General features: G+C 59.5%; 20 protein-coding genes and 4 pseudogenes. 18 read left to right on the forward strand and 6 right to left on the reverse strand.

Annotated elements, in window-relative coordinates:
- Positions 1 to 492: 492 nt before the first annotated feature.
- Positions 493 to 807: pseudogene (locus FFS60_RS25795) on the reverse strand (transposase); the annotation flags it as partial.
- A 187-nt stretch (positions 808 to 994) separates the two neighbouring features.
- On the opposite strand from FFS60_RS25795, the gene FFS60_RS25800 reads away from it, so the two are divergent.
- The 3 genes from FFS60_RS25800 (at position 995) to FFS60_RS25810 (ending at position 4202) form a co-directional block, all read left to right on the forward strand.
- On the forward strand, positions 995 to 1378 hold the full coding sequence (locus FFS60_RS25800) for a hypothetical protein (protein WP_137823596.1): 384 nt from the start codon (positions 995 to 997) through the stop codon (positions 1376 to 1378).
- 123 nt (positions 1379 to 1501) lie between these two features.
- Positions 1502 to 2851, forward strand: coding sequence for a hypothetical protein (locus tag FFS60_RS25805; protein ID WP_171016579.1), 1350 nt, complete (start codon positions 1502 to 1504; stop codon positions 2849 to 2851).
- Between the two features lie 337 nt (positions 2852 to 3188).
- Positions 3189 to 4202, forward strand: coding sequence for a catalase family peroxidase (locus FFS60_RS25810; protein WP_256658156.1), 1014 nt, complete (start codon positions 3189 to 3191; stop codon positions 4200 to 4202).
- 4 nt (positions 4203 to 4206) lie between these two features.
- Here the strand turns inward: FFS60_RS25810 and FFS60_RS29145 are convergent.
- Positions 4207 to 4293 (reverse strand): annotated as a pseudogene (locus FFS60_RS29145) (hypothetical protein); the annotation flags it as partial.
- A gap of 155 nt (positions 4294 to 4448) precedes the next feature.
- On the reverse strand, positions 4449 to 5420 hold the full coding sequence (locus FFS60_RS25820) for a site-specific integrase (RefSeq protein ID WP_137823599.1): 972 nt from the start codon (positions 5418 to 5420) through the stop codon (positions 4449 to 4451).
- A gap of 180 nt (positions 5421 to 5600) precedes the next feature.
- Between FFS60_RS25820 and FFS60_RS25825 the strand changes: the two genes are divergently transcribed.
- The 7 genes and pseudogenes from FFS60_RS25825 (at position 5601) to FFS60_RS25855 (ending at position 12080) form a co-directional block, all read left to right on the forward strand.
- Positions 5601 to 6599 carry a DNA-binding protein gene (locus tag FFS60_RS25825; RefSeq protein WP_137823600.1) on the forward strand — a complete coding sequence of 333 codons (999 nt, stop codon included), beginning with the start codon at positions 5601 to 5603 and terminating at the stop codon, positions 6597 to 6599.
- Between the two features lie 67 nt (positions 6600 to 6666).
- Positions 6667 to 7047 carry a BPSL0761 family protein gene (locus FFS60_RS29295; protein WP_305955956.1) on the forward strand — a complete coding sequence of 127 codons (381 nt, stop codon included), beginning with the start codon at positions 6667 to 6669 and terminating at the stop codon, positions 7045 to 7047.
- A complete protein-coding gene (locus FFS60_RS25830; RefSeq protein WP_171016580.1) occupies positions 7026 to 7631 on the forward strand; it encodes an RNA polymerase sigma factor in 606 nt (201 codons plus the stop codon). The genes FFS60_RS29295 and FFS60_RS25830 overlap by 22 nt, the downstream gene beginning before the upstream one ends.
- Positions 7625 to 7858 carry an anti-sigma factor gene (locus FFS60_RS25835; protein ID WP_137823602.1) on the forward strand — a complete coding sequence of 78 codons (234 nt, stop codon included), beginning with the start codon at positions 7625 to 7627 and terminating at the stop codon, positions 7856 to 7858. The genes FFS60_RS25830 and FFS60_RS25835 overlap by 7 nt, the downstream gene beginning before the upstream one ends.
- A 1517-nt stretch (positions 7859 to 9375) precedes the next feature.
- On the forward strand, positions 9376 to 10227 hold the full coding sequence (locus FFS60_RS25845; protein ID WP_137823604.1) for a universal stress protein: 852 nt from the start codon (positions 9376 to 9378) through the stop codon (positions 10225 to 10227).
- A 291-nt stretch (positions 10228 to 10518) separates the two neighbouring features.
- Positions 10519 to 11762, forward strand: a pseudogene (locus FFS60_RS25850) (malic enzyme-like NAD(P)-binding protein).
- A 129-nt stretch (positions 11763 to 11891) separates the two neighbouring features.
- Positions 11892 to 12080, forward strand: a complete 189-nt coding sequence (locus FFS60_RS25855) for a ribbon-helix-helix protein, CopG family (RefSeq protein ID WP_044872443.1) — start codon at positions 11892 to 11894, stop codon at positions 12078 to 12080.
- A gap of 41 nt (positions 12081 to 12121) precedes the next feature.
- Here FFS60_RS25855 and FFS60_RS25860 read toward each other — a convergent pair whose 3' ends face one another.
- Entirely contained in the window at positions 12122 to 13780 is a 1659-nt protein-coding gene (locus FFS60_RS25860; RefSeq protein ID WP_137823605.1) for a SulP family inorganic anion transporter, read from the reverse strand.
- A 177-nt stretch (positions 13781 to 13957) separates the two neighbouring features.
- On the opposite strand from FFS60_RS25860, the gene FFS60_RS25865 reads away from it, so the two are divergent.
- From FFS60_RS25865 to FFS60_RS25885, 4 genes are all read left to right on the forward strand, one after another.
- On the forward strand, positions 13958 to 14188 hold the full coding sequence (locus FFS60_RS25865) for a hypothetical protein (RefSeq protein ID WP_137823606.1): 231 nt from the start codon (positions 13958 to 13960) through the stop codon (positions 14186 to 14188).
- A 215-nt stretch (positions 14189 to 14403) separates the two neighbouring features.
- A complete protein-coding gene (locus FFS60_RS25870) occupies positions 14404 to 14757 on the forward strand; it encodes a YkgJ family cysteine cluster protein (RefSeq protein WP_137823607.1) in 354 nt (117 codons plus the stop codon).
- 461 nt (positions 14758 to 15218) lie between these two features.
- Positions 15219 to 15980, forward strand: coding sequence for a response regulator transcription factor (locus tag FFS60_RS25880; protein WP_137823609.1), 762 nt, complete (start codon positions 15219 to 15221; stop codon positions 15978 to 15980).
- Between the two features lie 125 nt (positions 15981 to 16105).
- Positions 16106 to 17605 carry a GGDEF domain-containing protein gene (locus FFS60_RS25885; protein ID WP_137823610.1) on the forward strand — a complete coding sequence of 500 codons (1500 nt, stop codon included), beginning with the start codon at positions 16106 to 16108 and terminating at the stop codon, positions 17603 to 17605.
- A gap of 594 nt (positions 17606 to 18199) precedes the next feature.
- On the opposite strand, the gene FFS60_RS25890 is transcribed toward FFS60_RS25885, so the two are convergent.
- Both FFS60_RS25890 and FFS60_RS25905 read right to left on the reverse strand, forming a co-directional pair.
- Positions 18200 to 18823, reverse strand: a complete 624-nt coding sequence (locus FFS60_RS25890) for a glutathione S-transferase family protein (protein ID WP_137823611.1) — start codon at positions 18821 to 18823, stop codon at positions 18200 to 18202.
- Positions 18824 to 19673: 850 nt separating this feature from the next.
- Positions 19674 to 20102 carry a DoxX family protein gene (locus FFS60_RS25905; protein ID WP_137823612.1) on the reverse strand — a complete coding sequence of 143 codons (429 nt, stop codon included), beginning with the start codon at positions 20100 to 20102 and terminating at the stop codon, positions 19674 to 19676.
- A gap of 1220 nt (positions 20103 to 21322) precedes the next feature.
- Between FFS60_RS25905 and FFS60_RS25910 the strand changes: the two genes are divergently transcribed.
- From FFS60_RS25910 to FFS60_RS25925, 4 genes and pseudogenes are all read left to right on the forward strand, one after another.
- Positions 21323 to 22117 carry a hypothetical protein gene (locus FFS60_RS25910; RefSeq protein ID WP_137823613.1) on the forward strand — a complete coding sequence of 265 codons (795 nt, stop codon included), beginning with the start codon at positions 21323 to 21325 and terminating at the stop codon, positions 22115 to 22117.
- Positions 22118 to 22299: 182 nt separating this feature from the next.
- Positions 22300 to 23091: a trypsin-like peptidase domain-containing protein gene (locus FFS60_RS25915; RefSeq protein WP_137823614.1), complete on the forward strand. Its 792-nt coding sequence runs from the start codon at positions 22300 to 22302 to the stop codon at positions 23089 to 23091.
- Positions 23092 to 23531: 440 nt separating this feature from the next.
- A pseudogene (locus FFS60_RS25920) lies at positions 23532 to 24053 on the forward strand (IS5 family transposase); the annotation flags it as partial.
- Positions 24054 to 24658: 605 nt separating this feature from the next.
- The gene (locus FFS60_RS25925; RefSeq protein ID WP_256658158.1) at positions 24659 to 24913 is read left to right on the forward strand and encodes a reverse transcriptase N-terminal domain-containing protein; all 255 of its coding nucleotides are present in this window, start codon (positions 24659 to 24661) and stop codon (positions 24911 to 24913) included.
- The last annotated feature ends 73 nt before the right edge of the window (positions 24914 to 24986 follow it).

A 24986-nucleotide genomic window follows, 5' to 3' on the forward strand; every position in this document is an offset into this window, starting at 1 on the left:
GGCATACACGCTGGAGAAACTACCCATGTAATCGGGTACCAGGACCGTCGATGCCGACAGGACTCCGCCAATTGCCAGAGCCAACAAACATTTCTTGAGCAGCATGATGCACCTCCGCTTGGAGTTGCGTAGTCATCTCCGTATCGAACGCAATGACCAGTGAGTTACCAGCCGCCCATTGGAGCGGCCTGCCAACCGGCGCGGCCATCCATCTGCCGCATGAACGAGCAGCTGCGGTTTCCGCAAGATCCCTCTGGACCAGTTAATGCAGCTGCGTGGGAAATTTTCCCACATATTTAAAACTAGTCCTGTCAGCCTGAGTGTCAACGACCGAATATCAGGACTCGCTGTGCATGGGCTACAACTAGAACCCTAGTCCGCGCACGCCTGCCATGGAGTGAATCGTTAGGTGCCCAGATAGAACGGCAGCTTTCGTCCCAGGCCGTGTAAAAATCTATGGTCACCCCCAGGTTTGCAAGACTGAACAAGGGTGGAGGGCCTACACGCGGCCTCGCAGATGGCCTCAGCATCCACGAAATCGTTCTTGTTGCTCTTGACGAACGATCGGACAAACTGCGGTGAGATCAGCTTGGCGACATGTCCGAGCTTGTTGAGCACCCGCGCCGTGAAATGGGCTCCGGCACAGGCCTCCATGACCACCGTGCAGGCCGGCAGATTGCCGAAGAGCCGCATCATCTGCAGGCGCGAGAGTTTCTTGCGAAAGACCGCCCGACCTGTCGCATCCTGAGCGTGCAGATGGAAACTGTGCTTGCCGAGATCGGCACCCACCAATGCAACGGTATTCATGGTGATGGCCTCCGAGATGTACCCGGCGAGAGCGTAGCCGTCGCCGGGGGTGGGGGTGACCATCTCATTACGCAGTTGGTGATGGCTGGCTGGATGGTGGATTGTTTTAGCGGCACCCAGAGGCCCGTCGGCACCTGGCGTGTCGATTAGAGTCATTCAATTGGTCCGGATAACTGTGGCTTCCGCGATGCAGTTCGACGAGTGCCGCAGTCACGCCAACAGGTTTACAGGCCTTCATCGCCGCCATCAGGACGTGGCGCGCTCACGGGCCTGGCTGCGAATCTCAGCGTTGCGCGCCTATTTGGCTTTGTCCGGCTCGGCGATGGCTATTTTTTTCAACATTGATCACGGCGCACCCCTACTTGAAGAACTGTGGCTGGCCACTGCAGGCCCTTCGTCCCTTTTTCACGGCGTTGGAGATGATGGCTTTGGCGACTTCGATCTTTCTGGAGCCGGTAGGGTTCATCAGCATCTGCCCCTTTTGGCCAGCGCTGATGCCTTGGCGAAGTTGAACGAGTTGATCGGCCTGGTACGGACGAAGTTGCATGGGGTTCCTGATCATTGGCTATGAACAGGAAGCCATCAAGTCGGAGAGACCCGGACCGGGATCGGAGCAGCGGCTGCTAGACTGGCTGCATGCCTGTGACACCGTCTTGACCTCATGATCAGCCGCACGCACCTCAAGGCTTCGTTCATGCACTCTGTCGCACAACTGGTCGCCACGCTCGTACTTGCCGCAGGCCTGTTGGGCTGCAACGAATCACCACGTCCCGACTTGAAACGGCTCTACCAACTCAGCAGCCCCCAGACCGAAACCGCGCCGGTCATCTTGATTCCAGGGGCCTTCGGCACGCGTCTGCGCGACCGGGTCAGCGGCGAAGAAATCTGGCCGGGATCCTGGTGGCGCATTCTGTTCTCGTCCTATCCGGAACTGGCCCTCGACATCGATCCGCAAACGAATAGGCCGCTCCCCTCGAGACTGGAACCCTCGGGCATTGCCGAGCAGGCGCTACGGCGCGACTTTTACCGGCCGATCCTGCAAACGTTGACGCAATTCGGTGGCTATGTGCGCGCCCAACCCGGGACGCCGGCGCGCAAGGGCGAGCGCCGCTACTACGTCCTGTCCTACGACTGGCGCCAGGACACCTTGCACAGTGTGCGAGAACTGGATCGGCTGATCGAGGCGGTGCGTCGCGACTACGCTGATCCCGCGCTACGGGTCGACCTCGTAGCGCACAGCATGGGTGGTCTGATCGCACGTTACTACCTGCGCTTCGGCACCCGCGACGTGCTGGACGGCGAGCCTCACCGGGTAACCATGGATGGTGCGCCGCAGGTGCGCAATCTGGTGTTGCTGGGCACACCCAATGGGGGGTCGGTCAGCTCGTTGCACGCCTTCATCGGTGGCGAAAAGGTCGGCCTGGGGCGTATTACACCGCGCACCCTGGCCACCTTTCCGAGCGGCTACCAGCTGTTTCCCCATCCGCTCAACACCTGGCTGGTGGACATCGACGGTAAGCCGCGCCACGACAATTTGTTCGACCCCAAGACCTGGCAGAACATGGCCTGGTCTATTTATGCACCCAGCCTGGCCGCCGCTGTCGACGCACCGGTGATGCAACGCTATTTCGCCTATAACCTGGAGCGCGCCCGTCGTTTGGCTTGGATGCTCTCCGTGGCCGAGCCGGAATCGCCGATCCGCTACGTGCTGTTTGGTGGCGGCTGCCACATGACGCCTGCACGGCTCCTGGTGGAGCAGCGCGATGGGCGCGACACGGTACGCCTCACCCCAGCGGACATTTCTGCACCCCGGCCCGGTGTGCCCTACGACGAACTGATGATCGAGCCAGGTGATGGACGCGTCACCAAGCCGTCGCTGCTGGCACGCGAGACGCTGGATCCGGGTGTGCCACAGAATGAGGACAGCTTTCTGCCGGTCGCTTATGCGTTTTTCCTGTGCGAGAACCATACCGACCTGACCAGCAACATCAATTTTCAGGACAACCTGCTCAATGTGCTCCTGTCGAACCAACCCCGGCACTGAAGTTGGCTCCGTAGGGGGAAATCGACTTTCATTTCCACCCTTCACCGCCCAGTCGGGGCCCCAATGGTAGATCGATACAGCATGGTCCACCCCGCATCGCCCTACATCCTATGGAGCGCCTCGTTTTGTGGGCGCGATTTCAATCGCGAAGCACACTTTATTTGTCCCTGCCCGCTTATAGGCACCTTCTGCATGAGGGCACTGGCGATTATCTAGACGCGCGCGGGCCAGCGACGCTGGCCACGGTTCCAGTCGCCACGCCCGGTCTGCCCCCTCACCCCGGGAGAGCGGTCTATGCTTGTTGGTTCCAGAACCCCGCGCACCGAGGAGCAGCCTGTTGAGCCACAAACCCGATCAGTCCCCCCTCCTGCACGGCCTGCTGGCCGCCTTGCTGGTTGGGGCCGCCGTCAACGCCGCGGCTGCTGACAACACCGTGGCGCCCGACCAGGTGGTCGGCGCCATCGAGAAGGTTTTCGGGGTGACCAAGGGCGAGCGCCGCAACCACACCAAGGGCACCTGCGCGGAGGGCGAGTTCGTCGGCCTGCCGGCCGGTGCGCAATACTCAGGTTCGGCGCTGTTCACCGGAAAACCGGTCCCGGTGGTCGCCCGATTCTCCTTGGGCGGCGGCAACCCCAAAGCACCGGATGCCGGCAAGAGTCCGCGCGGCATGGCCCTGGAGTTCCGTATGCCGGGCGGCGCGCTGCAGCACATGACCATGCTCAACGTACCGATCTTCGGGGCATCGATTCCGCGCACCTTCTTCGAGCAGATGCAGGCGCTGCAACCCGACCCGAAAACCGGCAAGCCAGACCCGGAAAAACTCAAGGCTTTCGCCGCCAGCCATCCGGACAGTCGTGCCTTGGGGCAGTTCCTGGCCAGCCACAACCCACCACCCAGCTACGCCAACAGTGCCTACTTCGGCATCCACACCTTCAAGTTCACCAACGCCAAGGGAGAGACCACCCCGGTGCGCTGGCGCTTCGTTCCCGCCGATGGCGAGAAGCAGTTGAGCAATGCCGAGATGCAGTCGCTGCCGGCGAATTTCCTCGAGCAACGGCTGATCGAGCGTGCGACCCAGGGACCGGTACGCTGGGACATGTGGGTCGCGGTCGGCCAACCCGGCGACCCGGTGGATGATCCGACCAAAGCCTGGCCGGAAGACCGCAAGCAGGTACAGGTTGGGACCCTGAGCATCACCAAGGTCATGAACCAGAAAGGCGCCGCCTGCGAACCGATCAACTTCGACCCGATGGTGATGGCCGATGGCATCTCACCGACCAATGATCCGATATTGCGCTTCCGCTCGCCGGCCTATGCCGTCTCGTTCGGCAAGCGCATGAGCGAGCAGTAGTGTGGCCCGGGTGTTGCGTGTCCAGCCGCTCCCCGCGCCGCAGGATGCGTTCGTGTTGGCTGGCCGGCACGCCGGGACCATCATCTTCGACTGTCTGCTCGCAGTACCCGCCGTCCGCGCGCGGTCGCGGGTCACGCGGCACAGATTGTCCATGAATTGGGAGGTGCCGCCCGAGTGGACTTGTCCCAATCAAGCCGGACACCGGCACCCCGTTAAGCTGATGCCACAACCAAGCGCCTGATGATGTCAGCGAGAAGCTGGCAATTGCGCGAGAGTACCAGCAGGGGATTCCAGCGCGGGCCTGGCTGCCAAGCCGCCAAAGGAAATGGCGGGGTCGATGTAGCGCATCGCCGACTTGATGTCCTTCCATCCCACGTAGGTCATCAGCGCTTTGAGGTCCCAGCCATTCGCCGTGGCCCAGGTGGCGAAGCCGCGCCGCAATGAGTGGCTGGTATACAGCTCGGCCGGAATGCCGGCGCGCCGGAGGATCTGCCGCAGCAAAGTGATCAGGCTGCCGGGATTCAAACCTGCCTCATTCAAGTGGCCCCAGCGATCCAGCCGGCGAAACACCGCCCCGCGGGCGATCCCCGCCGCGCTGATCCAATCGAGATAGGCTTGCACCGGACACAGGCGCTTCAACGCGGGCGCGTAGTGGGTGGTCCCCAGGTTGTGCCGGTCCCCCTTGCTCCAAGGCAGAAACAGCGTCATGCCGGCGCCGGCTTCGGCCTGGATGTGCTCGACCTGCAAGCGACATAGCTCATCGCTGCGAAAGGCCCGCCAGAAACCGATCAGCAGCAGTGCCGTGTCCCGCCGGCAGCGCAGATAGCCCGCCAAGTCTTCGGCTTGATGTGTGCGTGCCGCTTCTAGTTCCAGCCATTGAACCGCCTGCTCCAGATGCTGCAACTGCAGCGGCGCTGCCTGCTTGGCCGGCGCCGGGTGCAGGGTGCGGATGCCTTTGAGGACCTGGCGCACCGTCGGCGTCTTGGTCGGATCGGGGAAGCCTTGGGTGATGTGCCACTGCGCCAAGGCCGCCAAACGCTGCTTGAGCGTGCTGAGGCTCAGCGTGTCGGCGTAGTCCACCAGGTAGCGCAAGATGCTGTCGCTGGTGGCCGGCAGGAAGCCGCCCCAGCTCACCTCGAAGTGCTCGACGGCGGACTGGTAGCTGCGCCGGGTGTTCTCCCGCGTGCCGGCCTGCAGGTAACGCTCAACATCCTTCATCGCTCATGCCCGCGCGTTGCGTACCGAAAAACGGCGATCCAGCGCCCGGACAGGCCACTGTTATCGAATAACACTTCATTATTTTATCAGAAAGAATGACTCCAATTCGGGTGGATTTACCTCGTATTCAGAATGTATATACGTAGTATGTAAACCAATACGAAATCGTAGGAGCGCATCATGGCCCGTGGTGGTATCAACAAGGCGGTTGTGCAAAAAGCCCGTACCGCCCTCCTCGCCCGCGGCGAGCATCCGAGCATCGACGCGGTACGGATCGAGTTGGGAAATACCGGCTCGAAGACCACCATCCACCGCTACCTGAAAGAACTGGAAGAAGCCGATCACGGCCGGGGGACAGCGCCGGCGACACTCAGTGATCAACTGGCCAATCTCGTCGCCCAGATGGCCGCGGAGCTGCAGGACGAAGCCCGTGCCGCCGTGGCCCTGGAACGTGAGCAATTGGCCCAGGAACGCCGCGGTTACAACGACCGGATTCACCAGCTGGAAATCCGCAATCAGCAGCTTGAAGCGTCCTGCATTGGTCTCACCGAGCAGCTACAGGTCGCGCAGCAGGGATTGCAGCAGGAACAGCAGTTACGCCAGTTGGCGGAAGTCGAAGCGGCACGGCTGCAGCAGGCGGAGCGCGACCAGGCAACCCGCCTGCAGGATCGCGAGGGGCAGATCCGTTCGCTGGAGGAGAAGCATCAGCATGCCCGGGATGCTCTGGAACACTACCGGCAGGCCAGCAAGGATCAGCGTGAACAGGAACAGCGCCGGCATGAAGCCCAGGTCCAACAACTGCAAGTGGAGCTGCGGCACTTGCAGCAGACCCTGCTCGTCAAGCAAGACGAACTGACCCTACTGAACCGTGACAACGCTCGCCTGCTGACCGAGGCTCGCCAGCAGCAGAAGGATGTGCAGGCCTTGGAGCGGCGATTGGAGCAGGGCCAGCGATCTCTGGCGGACGGGCAGCGCGCTTGGGCGCACGCCGAGCAGGCGAACAGTGCCTTGCGGGAACGTTGCGATACGCTACAAGGTGAAGTGACCGGCTTGCGCGAAGCCAGAGCCTCGCAGGGCCAGCAAGTGCAGAATCTTCAGGAACGTCTGGTCGAGGCCCTCATGCAGTTGAAACTCCTGGGTCATCCCCCGGCGGATGTCGGCAACACGAATCGCACCTGATCCGGCGCAGACGGCCGGGAACAGTGCGGAGGCGCAAATAACACGCCCTCACTAACGCACCCGCTCCGTGGTGCAAACCCGCGAGTTCCTCGTCGAACTGTCGCGCAACACTGACCTCTCCGAAGCCATCCGCAAGGAAACCAAACGACTGCTCCGCCACTTTCCAAGCAAGGCTGATGTATTGCTGGCCGGCAAGATTGAGGAACAAGCGGGACATTCAATCTTCGAGCCTATATTCATCTCCTCAACGATGGGTGATCGTCCTCAACCGTGGCACCAGTGCCTTCCTGAAGGGCCAGAAGGGCCCGGCGATCTCGGTAGGCTTACTGCGGATGCGCTTCGGTGTTGGGCGTCGTGTACGCAATGGACCTGTGGACTCAACTTCGCATTGGCTATGCTGAGTTGTATCGCCAAGGGGGAAGCCAGATGGACGACGACGCGCAACTGATCCAGGAGCTGCGGCGGGGAAACCCCGCTGCATACGAGACAGCCATCCGCGCCTATCACCAGCTCCTAATCGCCGTCGCCGCCCCCTTGGTGGGCCGGGATTTAGCCAAGGACGTGGCGCAAGAGACCTGGTGCAACGCCTTTGCGAACCTCGATCAATTTGAGGGACGGTCGAAACTGCGCACGTGGCTGGCGCGCATCGCCGTGAATGAGGCGTTGACTCTGCGAAAGCGCCGTCAGCGCGAAATCCCTTGGACCGATTGGGGCGGCGACACGAGTTCCCCCTTCGAAACGCGGTTCAACAGCGACGGCAGATGGGTCATTCCACCGACCCAATGGCATCACGACACGCCGGAAGACCTGCTGACGGCGGTGGAATTACAAGAGTGCATTCGCCAGCATCTGGACAAGCTCCCCCGTGACCAGCAGTCGGTCTTGGTCATGCGCGAACTTGTTGGCCTGGACATCTCGGAGATCGCGGCACTATTGGGGGTTACGTTGGTCAATACGCGAGTCCTCCTACACCGCGGCCGACAGCGGATGTACCTTATGCTGGAGCGCTACGAGGACGTCGGGACATGCTGAACTGCCGCGAAATGGCTGAGCTGGGCTCGGCCATCGTCGACCACCAGGTGGACTTACGGACCCGACTGGCCGTGTACCTGCATCTTCGGCTGTGCGCTCGCTGCCGCCTATACATCCGGCAACTCCGGTTGACCTCCGACACGTTGAAGCAGCTGCCACTCAAGCTAGAGCCGGTCGACACGCGCTCCATCCTCGACGCCATCCGCAAGCCAGACCAGCCTGGCTGAGTGAGTTGGCGTGCCGAGGATGGCAGCAAACACCGGGGCATCCAGCAAGAGGTTGCCGCCGAGGTCGCTGACGATTAGGTGCAAGTGTGCAGAAGTTTTGCCAATGTCTCATGAACACCGTGAGGCGGAAGTAGCATGACGAGAATAACTGATGACAGTGACAAACTAAGATGCCGCGAGCTGACGCGCGAAGCGGCGGAGGACGTGGATACTGGTCGGGTGGTCGCTCATCTGCTGGTCGAAGCCTGGGCCCAAAGTCTTGGTAGCGAAAGTCCTGCGCCCCTGCCCATGCCAACTCGGCCGGCGTGACACCCACTAAAAACGGCCCTATCCGTGAGGTTGTCTGGATGAGCAACTTTCACCAGTCAGACAGCCGCTTTGCCGAGATCATGGAGGGCAAGGCTCGCCGTCGCGATAAATTGATGAACGCCATAAGGGAGGCAGACTCCGCCGTCCTGGCTGAGCCGCCGAACGTCTCAGGAAAGCGATGCGCAAGAAAGAACCGAGCCAGCGGCGCCGGCGGCTAGGTCCACCGGCCTTCAGCAAGTGATCCGGACACCTCTGGCAACTACGCGAATTTTTCCATTATCTCGGCATGCCCCCTATTTCGCTCCGGCGGCGACCCAAACGACCTAATCCGCCTGAGAGGCAATCTCGCCCACATCCAGGCCTCGGGTAAGACAGCGGCACAGTACAAGCACATGCTGCAGCGCTTCGAGCAGAGGCCATATCCTCCCGGCCAACTGCTCTATTGGCCTGTCGTAGCGATGTCGCATACCTCGACCTCGCGATGGACAGGCTAGAACTCAGCCCAGCCACACACTAAATGTCTTTCTGCAGCTTCTCCCCCCTCCGGGCCTAAAGAGGCTCCGAGCAGGGCGCTTAACGCCAAATAATACTCGTCGAATCAATGGATTGGACCGTATTTTTCACTTATTGGGCGTTGGGCAAAAATAGCCAAGTTAGCCTCCTCTGTCCCCGTGGCAAAGCATCAGGACAGTGGTGGTCCCTCAAGTCTGCTAGGCAACCTTCGCCAAATTGAAGTGGAAGCTGATGGCGAGGAGATTGAACGTCCATATTCCACTGGCGAGATACGCTGGTGCCAATGACAACTGATCGGCAACATGTACCTCCCCCTTAGTCGCCTCGTCCCCAGAATTGAGGACAAAGGCTCGTCGCGGGGCGATAGTGGTGTTCTGGCCCAGACACCGCTCGTGGGAGGTCGTTTTGCCACAACGAGATTTTCCTGGATACATCGCTTGGAGCGAGGCCCGCCTGAATGGTGACCATGCCCTAGCGTTCGTCGCCGTCCAACCTCAGGCAATGGATGCCGAACCCTCGTTCCACCTGGTCTACGGCGCAATGCAGTTCTCCCGCCTGGCCGACGCGATCCAAGCGGCAGAAGATGCCCTTAGCAGGCTGCTACACATCGACGAGTTTGGCAGGCCAGTGTTCAGCTCACCCGACTGCTGAAGAGCGGGACTTCTGTGCACTGATCAACCAGCAGGAGTACCGACGTGCCTGATGTCATGGCGTATATCGATGGTTCCGAGTTTACACCTGCGGCGTGTGACTATGCGGCATGGGCAAGCCAGCGACTGAACAAGCCGCTGTCCTTCGTCCATGTGCTGGAGCCGCAGCGGTACCCTAGCGAAGCCGACCTCAGCGGCAATGTCTGGCTCCGGAGTCGCGACAGCCTGCTCCAGGAGCTGGCGTCCGTGGAGGAGCGGCGGAACCGGCAAGCTCTCGAGCAAGGACGGCTGATCCTGCACGTCGCGCGCGAGCGTGCGATGGCAGCGGGCATCCGCGCGCCGGAAGTGCGTCAACGGGAAGGCGACCTGGTCGAACGCCTGCACGAACTGGAGAACGAGATTGAGCTGTTGGTGATTGGCGCGCGTGGCGAGCGTCACGCAGCCCAGACGTCGGCGGTGGGCAGTCAGCTGGAACGCGTCGTGCGCAGCATGCATCGGCTGATCCTCGTGACGCCCATGGAGTTCAACGCACCGGAAAGCGTGCTGTTCGCCTTCGACGGCAGCGCAACGATGCGTCAGGCAGTGACCACGCTAGCTGCCAGCGCGTTGTTCCAGGGGCTCCCCATTCATCTGGTCATGATTGGCGGCGCAAGTGATGAGCATTGGGCACAGCTTGATGCAGCGTGCGATGAACTGGCCGTCGCAGGCTTTACGGTGTACACGGCGATCCGCGCTGGGGAGGTCGAAGCGGCGTTGCACCGGTATCAGGCCGAGCAACACATTGACCTGTTGGTGATGGGCGCCTATGGCCATTCACGATTCCGACAGCTCTTGGTGGGTAGTTCGACGGCGCGCATGTTGCGAACGACTCGGACGCCATTGTTAGTGCTGCGCTAAACCAATCCTCTGCCGCCACCACGGTTGGCGACGGTGGACGGCGAGAAGAATCCGGCGAATTCCTCGACAGAAGCGCCGCCGCTGCGGCTATCGGCAGACGGTGGTGGCTGACTGCCAACCTCCTTTGCAAAAAATGGCCGCACAGGGCGGCCTAAACGAGGGTGGCTAGCAAAGGGAAAAAAACACTTGTGACCTTGCCCACCAGGGCTGCGGTCTGCTCCGTACTTTCAGTTGCCCGACATTATAATAGTGTTAGCATCATATGGTAATCACCGTCTAGCTGAGGCTCATATGACGACCGACTTCAAGAAGGCTGCCCTGGATTACCACGAGTTTCCGAACCCTGAAAAATCAGCGTCGAGCTGAGCAAACCGGCGGATACGGCGGCCCAGTTGGCGCTGGCGTACAGCCCCGGTGTCGCCGAGCCGGTGCGCGAGATCGCGAGAGATCTGGAGAACGCCTACCGCTTCACCGGGAAGGGCAATCTGGTTGCGGTGATCAGCAACGGTACTGCCATCATCGGCCTGGGTGACCTGGGGCAGCTGGCCAGCAAGCCGGTGATGGAAGGCAAGGCCCTGCTGTTCAAGCGTTTCGCCGGCGTCGACTCGATCGACATCGAGGTCAAGGCGGAAAGCCCGCAGGCCTTCATCGATACCGTGGCGCGAATCGCCGACACGTTTGGTGGCATCAACCTGGAAGACATCAAGGCGCCGGAGTGTTTCGAGATTGAACAGGTGCTGATCGAGAAATGTGACATCCCGGTGTTCCATGACGACCAGCACGGCACCGCGATCGTGACCGCCGCCGGCATGCTGAATGCCCTGGAGATCCAGGGCAAAACCCTGGAGAACGCGAAGATCGTCTGCTTGGGTGCCGGTGCGGCGGCCACCGCCTGCATGCGCCTGCTGGTCAGCCTTGGCGCGCAGAAGAGCAACCTGTACATGGTTGATCGCATGGGGGTGATCCACAGTGGTCGGGACGGCCTCAACCCGTACAAGGCGGAGTTCGCCAACGATGGTGGCGCCCGCACCCTGTTGGACGCCATGCAGGGCGCCGATGTGTTCGTCGGGCTGTCCGGGGCTAACTTGCTGACGCCGGACGCGCTGCTGGCCATGGCACCCAAGCCGATCATATTCGCCTGCTCGAATCCCAATCCGGAGATCAAGCCGGAACTGGCCAACGCAACCCGCGACGACATGATCGTGGCGACCGGCCGCTCCGACTACCCGAATCAGGTCAACAACGTCCTGGGCTTCCCGTTCATCTTCCGCGGCGCCCTGGATGTCCGGGCCGCCCGGATCAACGAGGCAATGACGATCGCCGCCGTGGAGGCGCTGCGTCGGTTGGCCAAGGAGCCCACCCCGGTTGAGGTGTTGCGCGCGTTCAACATCGATCGCCTGAAGTTCGGGCCGGACTACATCCTCCCAAAACCGCTGGATGCGCGACTGTTAGGCGCGGTGGCCGGTGCAGTCGCCCAGGCGGCGGTGGACTCCGGAGTCGCTCGACTGCCTTACCCCGCCCATTACCCGCTGTGACCAAGCCGGATCGGGCTCCCGGGCGAGCCCGATCCACCTTGCCCCTCCCCATGGCGTCTGCAGTGACAGTCCAGGGCCCGTTAATTATAATTTGATTAACATCCGTCGACTGAAATCAGCAATCATCCCATGGAAAGCAAGACCGCCCGCCTCACCGTTCTCATCGACCCACACAAGAAGAAAGCGTTCGAAGAATTGTGCGCCGCGCAAGACCTGACGCCGTCGCAGGTGGTGCGACAACTGATCCGGGATTACCTGGACCAGCATGGCGTCACCTATGCGACCAAGAGCACGTTGGCGGCCAACGCCAAATCTTGACGCTTGGTGAGTCTTGACCGTCAGCGGGCCAAGGGCCCGCTCTAGGGCGAAGGCGGTGCTGCTGGCACCTCATCCGTCGCCAGCGCGGCGGCGAATTCATCGTGGTAATGCGCCGCTCCCAGGGACTGTAGGATTCCCGCCTTGTCGAGCTTGCTGAGCACCTTGCGGTTCGCTTCGCAGAGCTTCACCACGATCTGCCGCTTGTGCAACTGCTGGATGACTTCCTCCAGCGTCTGCAACCCAGTGATGTCCATGAACGGCACGCGCTTCAAGCGAATCACCAACAGACGTGGATCGGTGTGAGTCTGCGCCAGTACCCGCTCAAAGGTTTCCGCTGCGCCAAAGAACAGCGGTCCTTCGATCGTATAGACCAGTACCCCGGGCGGTAGCCGGAGCTGGCCATTGGCGCGCAGTTCGCTCGCCAACTCCTCCTCGACCACCTGCTGCACCTCGACCGACGAGGCCATGCGCCGCATGAATTGCAGCATGGCCAGAATGACGCCGATGTTCACCGCGATCACTAGATCGCTGAATACGGTCAGGCCGAAGGTGATGAGCAGGATCGCCACGTCGGCTTTTGGTGCTCGCTGCACCATGCGCTTGAAGTGCTTCAGCTCGCTCATGTTGTAGGCGACGACGAACAGGATCGCGGCCAAAGCGCAGAGCGGAATGTTCGAGGCCAGGGGAGCTAGGAATAGAATGATCAGCACCAGGGTCAGCGCATGCGTCACGCCAGCCAGCGGCCCGGTGGCGCCATTGCGGATATTGGTGGCGGTCCGGGCAATGGCGCCCGTGGCGGCGAACCCACCGAACAGCGGAACGGCCAGATTGGCGATGCCCTGACCGATCAGCTCCTGATTGGAGTCGTGCTTGGTCCCCGCCATACCATCGGCGACCACCGCAGACAGCAGCGACTCGATAGCGCCGAGCATGGCAATGGCAAACGCCGGGCCGATCAGCTCAATGACGCGTGACAGGGTGATCTGCGGCCAGACCACGTCAGGCAGGCCTTGAGGAATGCCGCCGAAGGCGCTGCCGATGGTGGCGACTCCATCGAAGTGAAACAGCGATTGGACCGCTGTGGCGAACACCATTGTCACCAGTGGCCCGGGTACGCGCGTCAGACTAGGCAATCTGGGCGCTGCGATGACCAGGACGAGACTGGCCGTTGCAAGCAGCGTGGTCGCGACATGCAAGTCCGGCAGCGCCTGGAGCAGGTGCCAAACCTTCTCGTGGAAGTGCCCACCGCTGACCTTGGGCAGGCCGAAAAAGTCCTGCCACTGCCCGACCCAGATGATTACCCCGATCCCGGCGGTGAAGCCGACGATTACCGGATCGGGGATGAACTTGATGACCGCGCCGAGGCGGGTGAGACCGAGGAGGAGCAACATGGCGCCGGCCATCATGGTGGCGAGCTGCAGGCCATCCACGCCGTATTGGGCGGTGACCCCCGCGAGAATCACGATGAAGGCGCCGGTTGGTCCGGCAATTTGCAGGCGACTGCCACCCAGCAGGGAAACCAGCAAGCCGCCGATGATCGCGGTGTAGATGCCTTGCTCCGGCTTGACCCCGGAGGCGATGGCGAACGCCATGGCCAGGGGCAGCGCCACGATGCCCACAATCACGCCGGACACCAGGTTGCGCACCCAATGTTCCCGCCCGAACAAACCGGCCTTCCACGCTTCGCGTACGGCAATCATGAGTGGATCCTTAATCGGAGCATGTGCATACGATTAACATGCAGTGATAATATTAGATACCTGGACGCCGTGGAACCAGCGGGAAGACCAGCCTAGGTGGATTCAGTGCCACGGCGCCGAGTCAGTCGGGACCTTTGTGTAGAAATGTGCGAGCGCAGACCTAGCGTGGTGACTTGAATGAAACGAAACGATGTGAAGGCCCGGCATGCCGAAGGGATATCCTTTGACACCCATGTGATCGCCAATCCGACCAACACCAAAGAGTGGATCGTGTTCTTCAAGAAGGACGCCGGAAGGAGTTTTTTCCTGGTCGATGACAACGAGGAGGTCGAGTCATTTGTCCATCTGGACGATCTGGTCCACGAACTCCGCGACCTCGGAATCAAGAACGCGGAAATCCATTTTTGACCCGCCGGCAGATATAGTGGCACGGTCATGTCAGTGAAAGCCGAGCATCTGACCAGTCAGAGTGAAGAGCTCTGGACGGTCCGCTTTGGTGTCCGCCGGGTGCGGTTTCGCCACGAGCGTGGCGCCCGGGATTTCGCGGCCAAACTCAAGCAACGGATCGAGGCACCGCATAGCTATCCACGGATAGCGCGTAGTGGCGTTGGTCGGCCAGCCAGATGAGTTGCACCAGTCGAAAGATCGACCAGTTGCGCCGGCAGATCCCGGCTTTCGCCTGCGAGCCCGGCTGCCACGATTGCTGCGGGCCGGTAACCGCGTCGTCCGAGGAAATGTCACGACTCCCCGCGAAAAGCGACGCCGAGCATGACGCGGCTCTTGCGCAATGGAACTGCGTACATCTCGGCCCGCAGGGCTGCGAGGCCTACGAGCAGCGCCCGTTGATCTGCCGCTTATTCGGGACTACCCCGAGCTTGCGCTGCCCGCGCGGTCGTGGGCCGGAAAGACCGACGGAAGTGCATGTTGAACACCAGGTGCACGAACTGATCGCCAGCACCCGCCAAGTGCTTGTTTAGCCGGCCAGCGTGAAGAGCATTGCCAAGTGCAGTCGTCGACCGAGTCCTTTCAGGCTCCATGGTGGATTTCTTGCGTTAGCTATGTATGCCCCTTCAAGAAGTACGCCGGACGACGTTTCTTCCTCGTGGATGACGAGAACGAGCAGGTCGAGTCGTTTTCGCACCTGGACGACCTGATCCACGAACTCCGCCGCCTGGGGATCAAGCGTGCAGAAATCCACTTCTCACCCGCGAGTACTAGATGAGTCTATATGACGGTCAAAATTGAGCATGTATCAAGCCATAGCGAAGAGGACAGGGTCGTGCGCCTTGGTAGTCGCCACTTGCGGCTCCCCCATGAGCGCTGCGCCAAAGACTTCGCGGCCAAACTGAAAGCGCGCATCGAAGCACCGCACGCCAATCTACAATGCAATCAACCGGCAGATCGTAGCGGCCGATTGGTGCCAAGAGCTCGGTGAAAAATGATGGTCGACACGGTCGAAGAGCGGTGCGATTCCTGCACGCTGTTGATAGTTAGCGAGCAGCATGCGGAAGTGTGCAGGCTAAAGACACTCATCGGTAATTTCGGGTATCGCTGCACCGCATGTACCTCAAGCCAAGAGGCCATCCAGCGTTTCCATGACAGCGATGAAATCGGCATCGTCCTCTGTGACCTGCATCTGTCCGGAATGGATGGTATTGCGTTAGTTCAGGAGTTGCGGCGTGCGAGCGCACCGAGTCGGGTGTTTGAGGCAATTATTCTCACCGGACGAACCGAGCTGTGCGAGGTGACCCGTGCCATGCAAGCCGGAATCGCCGATTGCCATCAACACCCCGTCGATCCTGATCAGTTGTTGCTCGCTATCAGTCGCTTAGCACAACGCCTACAGCGGCACCAACAGGACAGGTCGCAGCGACAGCGGTTCACCCGAAAGCTACGCGACCTGACGGAGTCACTTGACGAGCTCCACGATGCAGTGGACCAGTACCGATGCAAATCGCTCGCCCCCTCAGCTCACAGCTTGGCTACCGCCATGCCGCCGCCTTTCGATCAGCTTTCACTACGGCAGATAGAGATAGCCCGACGTATCAGCATGGGCCTGACCAACGGCCAGATTGCTCGTGAATTGGAGCTTTCCGAAAATACGGTGAAGCTCTATGTCTCACAGATCCTTCGGATATCCCATACGCGGAGCCGCACACAACTGGCATTGGCTTTAGCACAAGTCAATCTCGCCGATTAATACCGCGTGATGCCTGGCCGCCACGCGACTGATATTGCTGCCTCATTGTCGACTGTCGAAGGCGCCAATGACGCCACACGCCTTGGCTGCATAATGGCGGATCAACCGTAGGCGAGTAGCCTGTAATGGAAAAGACTCTGAGTCCGTCGTTACATATCCGATTGCGTTTCCTTCGGGCGTTTGCCTGGTTGGCTGCCGGTTCCGTGGCACTGGTGGGGGGCGCCGTTCTGTCCGGCTGGGTCTTCGGGATTGGCTTCCTGAAGAGCGTGGTCCCCGGCTGGGTAACCATGATGATCAACACTGCCTTCACTTTAGTCGCCGCGGGCCTGGCGCTTGGGGCGGGCCTGCCGACGTCCCCAAGTCAACCGCGCCTGCTAGTCAAGCAGTTGCTCGCAGGGTTGATGACGCTGGTGGGCTTGCTGACACTGATTGAGTACACCTTTACGGTTAACCTCGGCATAGACCAGTTGCTGATGGCCGATGACTCGACCACGAAGCTCGCCAACCATCCTGGGCGCATGGCCCCGGCAACAGCGGTGTGTGCCGTGGCTTCCGGAGTGAGCCTGTTGCTCTTGGGAGTAAGGCCGCGGCTCTCGCAGGCGTTCGCGCTGGTGACTCTGCTGACGGCACTCGTCGCGTTGGTCGGCTACGTGTTCGATGTCGGGACCCTACGCACCGTGGGCGCATACACCTCGATGGCGATTCACACCGTCACCTCGTTCATGCTGCTCAGTTTGGGCATCATGGCGGCACAGCCGTTGGCTGGCTTCATCCGTGTGCTGGTCAGCGACACGGCGGGGGGGACCGTAGCCCGGGGTATGCTGGCGTCTATCCCGATTGTGGTGTTTTCGACCGGCGTGCTGTTGTTGTTCGGAGAGGCCCAAGGTCTCTACGACAACCGCTTCACCCTGGCATTGCTGGCGACCCTGAGCATCGTCTTCCTGACGCATGTGATCGTTCGAATCTCCTCCCGATTGCACCGCGTCGATCTGTCCCGGGAGCAGGCGCAAGCGGAACTGCAGGCGCTGAACGCCGCGCTTGAGCACCGTGTGGCAGAGCGTACCCAGGAGCTTGAGGCGGTTAACGCCAGCCTGGTGACCGAAATTGCCGAGCGCAAGCGCGCCGAAGACGATATTCGCAGGCTTTCATTGACGGACGAATTGACGGGGCTGCACAACCGCAGAAGCTTTTTCCTCCTGGCTGAGCAGGGCCTCAAGGCGGCGCGTCGCAACAACCTGGCCAGCCTGTTGTTCTTCATCGACCTGGATGGTTTGAAACGTACCAACGATACCTTCGGCCATGAGGCGGGTGATCTGGTGATTACGGCCGCCGCGCAGGTGCTGAAGGCCGGCTTTCGCGACACCGATGTGGTGGCGCGGATTGGCGGCGACGAGTTTGTGGTCCTGGCCATCGGTGCAGGGGAACTGCCGGAGGTCATCAGTGCGCGTGTGCAAGCGCTGGTGGACGAGTTGAACCGGAGTGGTCGCTGTCGTTACCCGTTGTCGCTGAGCATCGGCGTGACCAGCTGTCAGCCACAGGAGTTGAGGCGTCTTGACGAGTTGTTGGCGAAGGCGGACGCGCTGATGTACGCGAACAAACAGCGCCGGTGTGGCCAGGCAAGCTAGCAGCAGATTCCAATGGCCGTTCGCTTTCAGCTGGAGCGTGTAGTGGTCAACCCATCCCGGACAGTGGGTTAAGGTTTTCTTCGGCCATGGCGGGCGGTAGCCCGTCGTTGAATTGGTGCGGTCTGATCCAGTTGTAGCGGTGCATCAGGTAAGCCCTACCGTGAGTAAACCAATCGCAGGCGGGAGACAAAGAGTGCGATACCGCAGATACCGCAGCGCGCGTCTAGTGTCGGCCTGCTTCGTCTGCTTGCTGTGCGCCGGTTGCATGACGTACGGATACAACGCCTACGAGCCGTATCCGCATCACGGTTACGACGTGCCCGCCGGACACTTGCCCCCGCTAGGTGAATGCCGCATCTGGTATCCCGACCCACCAACAGGAACACAACCGCCACCCGGCAACTGCCGGAAGCTGGAATGGCAGGTGCCGCCTGGCGCGATCCTGATTCCCGGCTGAAGCACCTTTTTCAACAGAATCCGCCAGAAGAAGACAGTCAAAGATACCTACAAACAATGGGGCGATTCACCCCGAGCAGTGGCACGGCATGATCAACAACATGGTTAACACGCCGCTCCACTGACGTGACCTTCGCACTACAGACCGTGGCGCTTCCAAACAGCGGCGACGACGGGATGGGCGGTCACACCATCGTGGAGCGCCTTCAAGTTGGGATGCTTGGCGAAGAGGCCCGGCGGATTATTGCTCCAGCCGGCGATCATGGCGGCATAGATATCGGCTGCGCTCATCGCCGCACCGAGGATGAACGGGGCGCGGCCCAAGGCTTCGGCGAAGATGTCCCATTCCTTGGCCATCAGCCGGATCGCCGCCGACTTGACGCCGTGGGCGCCGTTGGGATCGTCGGTGTAGCCGCTAGGGAAATCCCATCGGCCTTCGGTCATATAGGAATTGGCAGCAAGGAACACCATCCAGCGCAAGTAGCGAGGGCGGAGCGGCGAGGCGAGGCCCGGCGCTAGCTGGGCGTCTGGAAAAGCGTCAGCGAGGTAGATGGTCATCGCTGCGCTTTCCGTCATCACGCTGCCGTCGGGAAGCATCAGAACTGGAACTTGGCCCATGGGGTTGAGCTCGATAAACCAGGGCGGAAAGCGCCGCTGGGCGTCTTGCTCGACATCGACGGCAGTAAAGGGAACGCCGCACAGGGCGAGCACCGCTTCGACCGCCATGGAACCCCAACTCCTGACTCCGTAGAGCTTGTACATGATTCCTCTCAAACAGCTTTTTCGACAAAAGACGGGCCGGCGTCATTTATCTTCAGGATAGTCCCTGCTTCGACCAACCAGCGCTCCTGCTGAGCGTTGGCGTCCCTGCGGATCGATAGTTCCATGGCTTACCCCAACAACTTTTCAGTATATGGATGTTAGCCACCACTCAGCTCTACTTAATAGTCAAAAAGGGCCAACCTTGGGGCCGGCCAATGCCGAGAGTCAGCATGGAGTTTACGACACTGCCGGCGTAGAGCCAGCGCCCTGCGAAGGCAAAGGCGGAAGCGGTTTGCGTAGTCTGGTGTGCCCCGGCAGCCGTCACGCCATGGGGTGAAAGCTCTCACTAGGTCGCGAGTTGACGCCGCCACGAGCGGGGCGCTCGGTCGATACGGTCAAACTGCTGCCAACCCGTTCACCTCTACTGCGCCAGGCGCTAACTCTTCACGAGCGCTGAATATTGCCGAGCGTGGTCAGCCACCAAGACATCTGTGCCGTCCGCAGGTCGTGCTGGTCAGCTGTCACGGAAAAAATCTTCGCGACTTACCAGTCCAAACTCTTCCTCGACGCTCTCGGTTTGCTCATCGAAGAGCGTATTGACCCGTCGCTCGTGCCGGGCGCTCACCATCATGTCGAGCGCCGAAGCCCCAGCGCGCCTGGAGGGTGCCGTACTGCAGCCCGTAGCCCTCCGCCCGAGTGCTCTGCCCACAGACATCACAAGTAATGTCTGCCACGACTTCCGTCGGTTGAGTGACTATGTGCTTCACCATCAGCACCTCCGGTGACATGACCCTCCAAGTGGAACCAGCAGGGAAAGGCATCCAGCCCTACGACGCTTGGCTGGACCGGCCTAGACCCAATCGCAGTCCGGTTTGCCTCGGCACAGACGACGGTCAAGGCTCCAGGCGCCACCGCCGGCCGCCACCAGGTACAAAAAAATGAAGCAGAACAGGATTGCCGGTTCGCCGCCATTCAACAGCGGGATCACCCCCTTGGGGGCATGGCCGATGAAATAGGCAAATGCCATTTCGCCGGACAGGATAAAGGCCACCGGGCGCGTGAAGAGGCCGAGCACCAACAGCAGTCCACCGACCACTTCCAGCACACCAGCAAAGCCGATCAGGGAGAACAGGCTCAGCTCATCAAAAAATGCGACATGCGGGAAACCAAATAACTTGGCGCTTCCATGCTGGAGGAACAGGAAGGCCGTGATGATTCGCAGCATACTAAGCAGGCGCGGGGCCCAAAGCGTATTGAGCTGGGCAATGAGGGCGGACATGACCTGATCTCCTGAGCGGGGTTGAGCGCTGGACGCCACTCAGGAAAGCCGTAGCGTATTGCGCAGGAGCAATTGTAGTCGTCGGGGGTGGATGCGAGCGCCAAGCATCCACCGGCAATCGTGCGCGTTCATACCCTGTTAATTATCAAGTCATTCGATTGATGGTGGCAATCTTGCTTTATCTCGGCACGCCCTCCCTTAACCGGCGGTGCCTCAGATCAAGGCTTGGGTAGGAAATGTGAAGCCAATCGTGAGCCGCACTGCCCAAAGGTCCATGCTAGAGCTTTTTCAACGATGGAAAAATGTGAAGCGGGCTGAAAGCTGGCCGGGACTGTGGTGTGGTCGACTGCGCTGACAACTACCCCTTTCGGCCCGCAAAATGGCGTGCGCTATGTTCAAGAGAAGTGACGGTTGTCGTGATGGCCACCAGAAACACCCCCCCCAGGTGCGCAGTTCGGGAGAAATCTCCTCCGAAGTGTGAGGGTTATGGTCTGCGTTTAGCGTATGGAAGTAGCAGCACCGTCAACCTGCGCACACTCACCCGTACTGGTAATTATGAATTTTCACATAATTGCACATAACTCCACAAAAAATGGGATTGCCCACCAATGACAGAGTACTTATCGATATTTTTCACGCCACTGGGGGCAAACAGGACAATTATTGTCGCAGCAAGTTGACAAGTGGGTTCGTACCGCATGAGTACCGGGCAAGCCGCTCGTTGATCCTGGGGCAGGCATCACGAGGCGCGAATTGAAAAGTTTGGTTGGGCGGGGGAAATTTCGTCGCCGGATGATTTTAAAATCAAAAGCTTAGAAGCCGAATGTCCTAATTTTCCTTTATCTCGGCACAACCCGTGACCCTGGCGCTGCTCTGCCAGGAGTATCGACTCAGCCAGCCGCAGGGCTTCCAGTACAGCTGGTTCTGCGAGCATTACCGAGCCTGGGCCGGCAAGGTGGACGTAGTGATGCGCCAAGAGGGGGCCATGCCGAGATATCCCCTGTCTACGTAGGTCGGATATAACAATCGTCCACAAACCCTTGAATCCTGTGCTTATCAAGATTGTTATATAACGTTTACGTTGTAATTATTTCCGTCGCGCACGGTCTCCCCGCGCCGCTAGCCCCCTTGTGACGTCACTGATCCGAGGGTTACCTCCGTCAGGGGGTGAACACAAGCTATGCTTCACTAAATCGTCATTTGGCATGGCGGGCTAGGCTATGAACGGATTCCCACACCACTGTTTTGTCATCCTTGGCGCCACGCTATTTCTTCTTGGCAGTGACATCGTAAGTGCGGAGGATTTTCCTCGAACCGGCGCAGTCTATAACGCGAAAGATGTCCGCGAACTCAAATACAAATGCAATATGGTTGATGAATCGACAATTGACTGCGACCTCATCGAAATGGGAGTTAGAAAGGAGTCTAATTCTGCTGATCTGGAATCCAAACTCAAGGCTGCCCGTGAAGAGTTCCGCTCGGGTGTAAAGATGCCAGCAGATCAATGCAACATGTTCGCGACTCTTGTTGACATTATTGAGGGCCGCCAAAGAGCGCCACGGCAGGAGGGGTTTTCCGAGCTGACACCTGCGGCAAAGCAAGACTCTCTTGCTCTAGGCAAGGCAGGCTTGGAGTTCTGCAAAAGACCGACTGAGGAAAATTACCTAACCATTATTCGCCTAACGCACCAGAAAGAAACCCGGACATGTCTCGTTTTTTCAACATCCGCTAAGGAGCGATATCGCCTCGTGGACGACCCAGGGATTTGGGTGGCGAAAAGTGAACCCGAGGGTTCCTGTGGCATTGTCCAACTTTCGCGATTTGAGCCAGAGACGATGAAGAACAGCAACTACACCTTCTGGAAATACACTTCCCGAAAGGCCATCACCAATCCTCAAGGAACTTTTTTTCCTGGCGTAGCCTGCAAAGACCTTGATCAGGAAGAGTACCTTTATGACTGGCGAAGCAACGATCGATACTTAAGCTGTGACTACATAAAATTTTCACCGCGCTAGGTAATTATGCCCCATCACTGTCGATACCATGTCAATCGCCTGTTCTTTATCTCAGGGCCACCGCTACGTTAGGAGCCGCGCCTCCGACTTTTCCGCGCTCACACTGAACGCGGCCTGCCTGACGACGCAGTGGTCATCTATCGTTACGCCAAATATGGCATTGTGCGATTTCAGGGGGACCTATGGCACGTTGTAGCTCCACAGCCGAGTTCACCGACGAGGAGATGGGAGCGATTGAGCGCTTCCTGATCTCGTGTACCGTTCCGCTTATCTATCAGAATGCGCAGCGTACTTGTGTGCTCGGCACCGGAACATTTTTCGAAGTTAGTGATCGTCACTTCTTGGTGACGGCTGGCCACCTGTTTGAAGGCATCGATCCGAACAACCTCGGTGTGCCGGAGCGCTCGGGGCAAGACGTCCACATTGTGACCATTGGTCACGGCACGATCTACCATCCCAAGGATACCGATGAACACGATGTCGCAGTCATTGAACTGCTGGATACCGACTTTCTTCGGTTAGTTCAATCCGGCTGGCAATTCCTGTCCATGGCCAACGTAGCCACGCCTGATCCAACGACAACCACCTACATTGTTGCTGGGCACCCAGACGAGACTGTCTCCTACGACAGCGGTGTCTTAAGGCCGGCAGCGCTCTTCCAGATTTACACAGGTCGGTACGAAGGCGAAGTTGCCAGTAATCGCAGTAAGTTCGACCTGTACTTGCGCTATGGGCAGCAAGCATCAAATACCTATGGATTCAAGAAGGATACGCCGCATCTCGGCGGTGTAAGTGGTGCTTCAGTGTATGCCGTTACGCCATCCCAGAGCATCATCTGGGCACCAGAAGGAATCCTGCGAATAGTTGGGATACAGGTGGCATTCGTGAACGAGTCAAGAAAGTATTTACACGCGAAGACCTGGCCGCTAGTTGAACACGTCTTGAAACTGGCGCTGGACCCCAGCCCCAAGTAGTAGCTGCTCAATGATGATCAAAATTCGGTGAGTCTTATTCACTATATCAGCTGCCACAACCAGCGGCGTCTACGGCCGAGCGGCTATGGCCATCGAAAAATCAGCAGCTTAGTCTTAGCGCACTTTCTGTTCCATTGCTCCCCAAACCCCAGACCGAAATCGTTTAGTGTCCAAGGAGCAAAGCCAGGATTTTCGAAGCGAGTGGGGATCAGGAACTGCCCCTCTGAAGGCCTGGCCTGGAATACGAATTTTCTGGATTCTCCCTCATTACGCAGATTGGCAATCAATCGCGGTTCGGAGAGATCGAGGTGCATTGATGCGTTGGACCAGCCCATGCAGAATCCTCAACTGTTATGACCTAACGCCCTACTTTAGGGAAATCCTGAAGAAGACTTCCCGAATCTGGTGAAATACGCCGATCCCGTTGCCCGAGTTTCCCGATGAAGCAGATGACTTTTGCCGACGCCGAGTACGCCGGCAAGCGCAAGCAGACCCGTAAGGAATTGTTCCTGATCGAGATGGATCAGGTGGTGCCGTGGAAGGGTTTGGTTGCCCTGATCGAGCCGCACTACCCCAAGGGTGAAGGCGGTCGTCCGGCGTATCCGCTGATGGCGATGCTGCGCGTCCATCTGATGCAGAACTGGTTCGGCTACAGCGATCCAGCGATGGAGGAGGCGCTGTACGAGACCACGATCTTGCGCCAGTTTGCCGGGCTGAGCTTGGAGCGTATCCCGGACGAAACCACCATCCTCAACTTCCGTCGCCTGCTGGAGAAGCACGAGTTGGCGGCTGGGATTCTGGCGGTGATCAATGGTTACCTGGGCGACCGGGGCCTGTCGCTGCGCCAGGGCACCATCGTCGATGCCACGCTGATCCATGCGCCGAGTTCGACCAAGAATCAGGACGGCAAGCGCGACCCGGAAATGCACCAGACGAAGAAGGGAAACCAGTATTACTTCGGCAGTGCGACCTGAAAGTCGCATGGATTTCTGTTCCGCAGGTTAACGCCCGACGGAACCGATTGTTCCACCACTCGTTCCCTACCCAGACAGGCGCAGCCGGTAACAGCTGGGGCTGAAGCTCTGGGGACAATGTAACCGCCGATATTTCGGTAGGTCGAACCGCGAGGCCAGAGTGAATCTACCAGCATCAAGGCGGAGAGGCGCTAGGGATGAACGGGAACGGCTAACACACGTGAACCTCATATAAACGCCGTCATAACAGCCAAGCCAAAGATGCTGACAGGCTTGAACCAAAAGGTATGCGGACAGGCAGGGGCTCTTACCGATAACCCCTCGTGGATGTAGTGCCGCCGGCGAAATCGAGGAGCCCGACCCGTTCGGAAATCCATGCGGAACAGGGTAAGCCCGTAGCGTTGCCGATTTCGGCAGGTGAGCTGTAAAGCAAGCTGTTGATGCTGCGGGTAAAGGAATGTGGAAAAAAGCGAAGGTCACCCTGTAATGGGGTGAATACAGATTGAAACATCATCTGGCGCGAAAGCGAGCAGACTTCCACGCGGTCTTCCATGGCGAAATAACCTGATCAACCGTTGTACGGAGGGAAGCAGATGACAGTGTTCCTACCCCATGCTCTGGCAGCGGGAAGCACTGGTGCACCTTCGAACTTCGCATCAGCCTGGCCCCACTGCTGGAGCCAGATCGAGGCGCAAGTGAAACGACTCCAGGTACGTATCGCCAAGGCAACACGAGAAGGCAGGTGGGGCAAGGTGCAAGCCTTGCAGCGACTGCTGACTCGCTCGTACAGCGGCAAGATGTTGGCCGTGTGCGGATTCCACGCCATTCGGACACTCAGCCCACACTGATCCGGACACCTGTTCCACGCTCATTCGGACAGGCAGTCGGAGCGCAGCGACGCAGGGCTGGCATTGTTAGTCT

Source organism: Pseudomonas sp. D(2018), from assembly GCF_005502555.1.
GTDB classification, from domain to species: Bacteria; Pseudomonadota; Gammaproteobacteria; order Pseudomonadales; family Pseudomonadaceae; genus Metapseudomonas; species Metapseudomonas resinovorans.